Raw genomic sequence first — 6,243 nt, forward strand, 5'->3', positions numbered from 1 at the left:
TTTCTATGACTTCATCAGTAATATTTCAGGGTCAGATAATAGTTCTTTCAATAGATTTAGGAAACGTGCTCCGCTGGCACCGTCAATTATTCTATGATCATAGGATAAGGATAAAGGTAGCATATGAGCAATTACTATTTCATCATCCTTCACAATAGGCTTTTTAACAATTTTACCGATACCAAGTATTGCTGATTCTGGATAATTGATAATAGGAATACCAAATAATCCGCCAATAGAACCGTAATTAGTCACAGTAAAACTACTGCCCTTTAATTCATGGACTTCCATCTTGTTTTCTTTAGCCCTACTACTTAAGTCCTCGATTTCCTTAGCAATTTCTACTATGCTTTTTTTATCGGCGTCGCGAAGTACTGGAACCATAAGACCTCTATCGGTATCAGTAGCTATACCAATATGATAGAAATGTTTTAGAATAAGTTCTCCTCTTTCCTCATCAAAGGAAGAATTAAATTCAGGATACTGCTTTAAAACTGTAATAACTGCTTTAATAATAAATGGTAAATAGGTTAAATTAATATCTTCAGACTTAAATTTATCTTTATACTTAGATCTAAATTCAACTAGTTTGGAAACATCTATTTCATCCATTGCAGTTGTATGAGGTATTGTAAATCTAGATTTTACCATTTGCTCTGCAATAGTCTTTCTAATCCTTGTAAGCGGAATTCTTTCGATATTTTCTCTATTATCATATAGGATTTCCTGTATCTTAGGTTTTTCTTGTGCAGGATTAGATATAGATTCTCTAGCCTTTCTAATATCATCCTTCATCACTCGGCCATTTGGACCTGTGCCTTCTACTGTTGTAATATCAACACCTAAATCCTTAGCCATTGCACGTGCCACAGGAGTAGCTAATACTTTTTTCTTTTGAAGGGATTCTTTAGAAGTGGATATTGTTCCTTCAGTACTTGCTGGAATCAATTCAGAGGAAGCTATTACTTCACCTACGACACCAGCAGTTTCTTCTTCTACGATCTCTGGCTTTTCAACTACATCTAGAGAATCACCTTCAGTATCTATTACAATAAAAACTTGTTCTACTTCAATGGTATCTCCTTCTTGAAACTTCAATTCTAAAACTTTACCTGATCTTGGAGAAGGTATTTCTGTAGTAACCTTATCTGTTTCAACTTCGGCAACTGATTGACCTTCCTCTATATTTTCTCCTTCATGAACTAACCATTTCATAAGAGTACCTTCTCTTATACCTTCACCTATATCCGGGAATTCAAATTCAAATTTCATAATATACCTCCTCCACTAAAACTTAACTACATCTTCAATAGTTTTTGCAATTCTTTCAGGGGTTGGAATATAGTGTTTTTCTCCCCTTGGTAATGGAAATATAGTGTCAAATCCAGTGACACGAGTAGGTGGGGCTTCCAAATATAAAAAGGCCTTTTCATTGATAATAGATACAATCTCTGCCCCTGCTCCAAAGGACTTAGGTGCCTCATGAACTACTATAGCCCTTCCAGTTTTCTTAACAGATTCAATAAAACTGTCTCTATCCATCGGAGAAATAGTTCTTAAATCTATGATTTCAGGGTTGATTCCCTTTGATTTAACCATTTCACTGGCTTTCTGTACATCTCTTACCATAGCACCCCAAGTTATGATTGTGACATCTTCACCTTCCTCTACAACCTTTGCTTTTCCAATAGGAAGTACATAAGCTTCCTCAGGGATTTCCTGTTTAAATGCTCTGTATATTCTCTTTGGCTCTAAGAACAAAACAGGGTCAGGGTCTCTGATTGCTGCTATAAGAAGCCCCTTTGCATCATAAGGAGTGGAAGGAATAACTACTTTAAGTCCAGGTATATGGGCATAAAGGGCTTCCGTACTTTCAGAGTGATGTTCCAATGCCCTGATCCCTCCGCCATAAGGAGCACGAATTACCATAGGAAGAGTATATCTGCCTCTGCTGCGGTTACGCATTCTAGCAACATGGGAGATTATCTGGTTAAAAGCAGGGTAAGAAAATCCCATAAATTGAAGTTCCACAACAGGTTTTAGACCATTGATTGCCATACCTATGGCAGTTCCTACAATTGCAGATTCAGCAAGAGGAGCATCAAATGCTCTTTGGACTCCAAACTTCTCCTGTAGTCCAACAGTAGCTCTAAAAACTCCACCTTCAACACCTACGTCTTCACCGTAAACAACTACGGATGGATCATTTTCCATTTCATTCATCAATGCTTGATTTACTGCTTGAACTATATTTAATGTGTTAGCCATAATTATTTACCTCCTTCTAAAAAAGCTTTATAATCTTCTAATTGTTCCTCTAACTGCGGAGGCATAGTCTCATAGTGATATTTAAATATATCTTCAATTAAAGTATCAGATTTATTTTCAATTTCTTCGAAGGTAGACATAACATCAATTTCTAATTCTTTTTTAGTTTTTTCTTCCCATTCTTCCGTTAATATATTTTTATTCAATAAATATTTTTTAAATCTTAATATTGGGTCTTTTTTCCACCATTCTTGTACTTCTTCATCTTTTCTATATAAGGTAGGGTCATCAGAAGTAGTGTGAGCACCTAGACGATAGGTAAAGGCTTCTATTAGAGTAGGACCTTCACCGTTTCTTGCCCTGTCAATAGCTTCTTTTGTAGCGGAATACATAGCAAATATATCGTTGCCATCTACAACAATTCCTGGCATACCATAAGCAATAGCCTTTTGAGCTAAGGTTTTACTCATGGTTTGTTGTTTCCTAGAAACTGAAATAGCATATTGATTGTTTTGGATTACAAATACTACAGGAGCCTTAAATACAGCAGCAAAGTTTAGAGCCTCGTGGAAATCTCCATGGGAAGTACCACCATCTCCAACATAAGTGACTACTACATTTTTTTCTCCCTTAATATTGTTAGCCATTCCAATACCTGCTGCATGTTGGTACTGAGAAGCAATAGGCACAGATACAGGAAGCACCTTTACATCTTCAGGCATATAACTTCCCCATTCATTACCATACCAATATAGATAAATATTCTTGAGAGGAACCCCTCTTATTAACCAAGCACCTAATTCTCTAAATGCAGGAACTAACCAGTCTTCTTTTTCCATAGCATAGGCACTACCTACTTGCGCAGCCTCCTGACCTATATTAGGGGCATAGGTTAGCATTCTGCCTTGTCTTTGATAGGATAATGCTTTTTCATCTATAATACGTGAATATAACATAGTCTTGTAAAGATATAATAGTTCATCATTTGAGAGGGATGGAAGGTCTTCTTCTTTGAGAACCTCGCCGTTAACATTTAAAATACTATAATGCTTTTCTTCTAAAGGATTGTAATCTTCAAATCGCATAATTTTACCTCCTTATTTATAATAAATATATTGTACAAGCTAATTGATAATCATTATCATTTACATTATATATATTACCCAAATTTGATAGTTTAAACATAATAATACCCCGTATGGGTTGTATTATTTTAAGATGAACTTAGATGTAGAAAAATTCTTGAACAAAATTAAGTTTAAAGAAAGGATAGAAGAATAGAGCTAAAATAGTAGAAAGTAAATTAGGATTTAATTAATTTTCTATTACGATAATAATATACTATAGAGGTAATAAAAGCAGATAAAATTTTTATGAGAATATCTGTTGATGTATCTACAAGTCCGCCTTTAACCATATGTGATTTAAATAGAAAATCTCCCGCAAATTCGAACATTTCCCATAGTGTGCCTAAGGTGATTGAAAAGCAAAATGCAAATATTATAGTAAAAATAGTAAATCGGTTTTCACTAGTTTCCTTTTCTTTTTTAACAACACCTTTAATTAAATATAATGCAACAATAACTGCATAGCTGCCAAATAAAGCATGAAGAAATAAATCCCACCAAAAAAATTTTCTATAAAATTTTAGGATTTCTCCGAAGTATTGTGCAAATAAAATAAATGATAATGATATTAATTGAAAGTTGGGAGGTAATGCCAGATTCTTAATGTTAGCAATATATGTGATTATAAAAGGAAGTATAATACATACAATAGCAATGAGTGATATAGTAAGGTCTTTCCATTGTTTTGATACGATGTTAAAGATAGCGGTGGTTATTAATATTATTTCAAATAATGCAGCTATTCCAATGGATAGCTTGTTGTTTTTGTTATTCATAAAGGTTTCTTCCTTTCTATCTATTTTATGAGAGTATAGTAGTATAAAGAATTGGTTGTTAATTAGTTAATTATATCCTTTCCTTATTATGAAAAAATATAAATTAAAAACTCATTTTATTAATTAATAAGATAGATTTTTAAAGTTTTTTGATTTTGAGGTAGAATTTTAATCTACTTAGTATAGTAAAAAGATTATTTGAGAGTGGCATATTGTAACCTCGTTGTAAACATATGAATTATAATCCTTGCTATAATAAAAGCATCAAAATAAGTAAGGAGAAGATCATATGAAAAAAATATTATTATATGGAGTAGCTTTATCCTTATCTATATCTCTAATAGGGTGTACAGCTCCAAAAAATCAAGATAACTCAACGGGGAAAGTACAGAATCAAATAGAAGAACAAACCCCTGAAGATAAATTAGATAAAGAGGAAATAACAATAGATAAACAAGATAAGGAAGAAGTTACTAGATTAGTTGAAGAATTTGGAGGTAAACTTCAATCTGTATCGCTTTTATCGCCTAAGGAAGAATTAGAAAAGAGTATGAAGGAGAATTATAGAGGACTTGTATCGGAAGACCTTATGAATAAATGGTTAAATAATCCAGAGGATGCTCTGGGAAGATTTGTTTCAAGTCCGTGGCCAGATCGCATTGAAATTGAGAATGTAGAAAAGATATCAGATACAGAATATGAAGTTGAGGGAAATATCATAGAGATTACAAGTAGCGAAAATGATGAGCCAATTAGTCGAACAATTACTCTTACTGTTAGAAAAATAGATATAGTATGGTTAATTGATGACGTTGTATTAGGTGAATATAATAAGTAGAATGCATCCCAGCAATAGTAGTATTATAAATAAAAATTATTCAATTGATTATGAAAAGTAGGGTATATTAATCTATATACTATATCGGAGGGATGGAATCATGGCAGATTCAAAAAGCAACCTAAATAAGGTAACCCTTTGGACTAGGCAAGATATAAAGAGTCTTGACGAGATAAAGGAAAAAGGAAGATATAGAGTCAAAAGAAAATATATAGAACAACAATTTGAAGATATAGCAGAGTACTATATAAAGCTCTACCAGTGGTTTGTAGATAAGGCAGGTAAAATGGTTCCCAAGCCAGATGGTGTAGAATTTCCAGTCTGGTGTTCAATTAGTGAAGAAAATATGTTAAAGCCCATAGAAGGTACAGTAGTATATGTATTAGAGGTAGACGAAGCAGAAGTTATATACTTTGATGGAAGAAAGTGGGATTATGTATTGAACCATTTATATATTCCTAAAGACGAAGAAGATGAAAAGTCCTATATGAAAGATATGGAGAGAAAAGGGTTCAAGGATTCATTTTCTTTTATAGAAGGGAAATATGCAAATTTTCATCCTTTGGAAAAGAAGAAAGTAATGGAAAGCTGGATGAGAGTTTTTGAAATTGAAGATTGGAATATATTCGATGTTCAGGCTAATATATGGGAAGTAAGGGAAGACATGATCAAGGATATACTATATTGGAATGGAGAGATTTAGACTTAAATTATGGGGGATGCTTTAAGGCGTTCCCTAATTTTATAATGAATCTTAGAAAATACTTCTCAACTAGTTCTTTAGATAAAAAATTTTTACTTGTAAATTGCATAAAAGCCTCCTCCTCAATTTCATATCATTAATACTTACGAAATTGAGGAGGAGAGTGTGCAATAAAAAGAGGCGTTTCATATCTATTAAAGAAATTATGAAATAGGCCTTCTTTTAAATTCCGACAAATTATAACATTAAGGTAGCGAAATTTGTACAAATAAATATGTTGACAACAAATACCAAAATATGATTCACTGACATTAATAACTATAATTGTTAATTCAATAAATAAATTAAAGTGATACTGACTTTTATAAAATATTAGCTTCTGAATTAAAGATTAATTGATGCCCATACAAGGAATTCGTTTCCTTAATTTAATCATTGCACTTAAGATTAGTTGACATGATACTAATATTAGATAAAAGACCAGCTATTAAATGTCAAGAAATAATTTAATTTATTTTGCCTTGGTGATTA

Annotated in this window: 6 protein-coding genes; 2 read left to right on the forward strand and 4 right to left on the reverse strand. The window is 32.6% G+C overall.

Annotation, left to right across the window (positions count from 1 at the left end; genetic code table 11):
- Positions 1–3: 3 nt before the first annotated feature.
- The 4 genes from RDK80_RS17315 to RDK80_RS17330 all read right to left on the reverse strand — a co-directional run bounded on the left by RDK80_RS17315 (position 4) and on the right by RDK80_RS17330 (position 4,171).
- Positions 4–1,272, reverse strand: coding sequence for a dihydrolipoamide acetyltransferase family protein (locus RDK80_RS17315; RefSeq protein WP_308524999.1), 1,269 nt, complete (start codon positions 1,270–1,272; stop codon positions 4–6).
- A 15-nt stretch (positions 1,273–1,287) separates the two neighbouring features.
- Complete coding sequence (locus RDK80_RS17320) at positions 1,288–2,268, reverse strand: alpha-ketoacid dehydrogenase subunit beta (RefSeq protein WP_094901212.1); 981 nt, start codon at positions 2,266–2,268, stop codon at positions 1,288–1,290.
- A 2-nt stretch (positions 2,269–2,270) separates the two neighbouring features.
- Positions 2,271–3,353 (reverse strand): pyruvate dehydrogenase (acetyl-transferring) E1 component subunit alpha, encoded by a 1,083-nt coding sequence (gene pdhA, locus RDK80_RS17325; RefSeq protein ID WP_308525000.1) that lies wholly within the window; start codon positions 3,351–3,353, stop codon positions 2,271–2,273.
- A gap of 218 nt (positions 3,354–3,571) precedes the next feature.
- Positions 3,572–4,171, reverse strand: coding sequence for a hypothetical protein (locus RDK80_RS17330; RefSeq protein ID WP_308525001.1), 600 nt, complete (start codon positions 4,169–4,171; stop codon positions 3,572–3,574).
- A gap of 289 nt (positions 4,172–4,460) precedes the next feature.
- Between RDK80_RS17330 and RDK80_RS17335 the strand changes: the two genes are divergently transcribed.
- Both RDK80_RS17335 and RDK80_RS17340 read left to right on the forward strand, forming a co-directional pair.
- Complete coding sequence (locus RDK80_RS17335; RefSeq protein ID WP_308525002.1) at positions 4,461–5,009, forward strand: hypothetical protein; 549 nt, start codon at positions 4,461–4,463, stop codon at positions 5,007–5,009.
- Between the two features lie 100 nt (positions 5,010–5,109).
- Positions 5,110–5,712 (forward strand): DUF3841 domain-containing protein, encoded by a 603-nt coding sequence (locus RDK80_RS17340; protein ID WP_094901219.1) that lies wholly within the window; start codon positions 5,110–5,112, stop codon positions 5,710–5,712.
- The last annotated feature ends 531 nt before the right edge of the window (positions 5,713–6,243 follow it).

The organism is uncultured Tissierella sp., from assembly GCF_902479755.1.
In the GTDB taxonomy this organism is placed as follows: Bacteria; Bacillota; Clostridia; order Tissierellales; family Tissierellaceae; genus Tissierella; species Tissierella carlieri.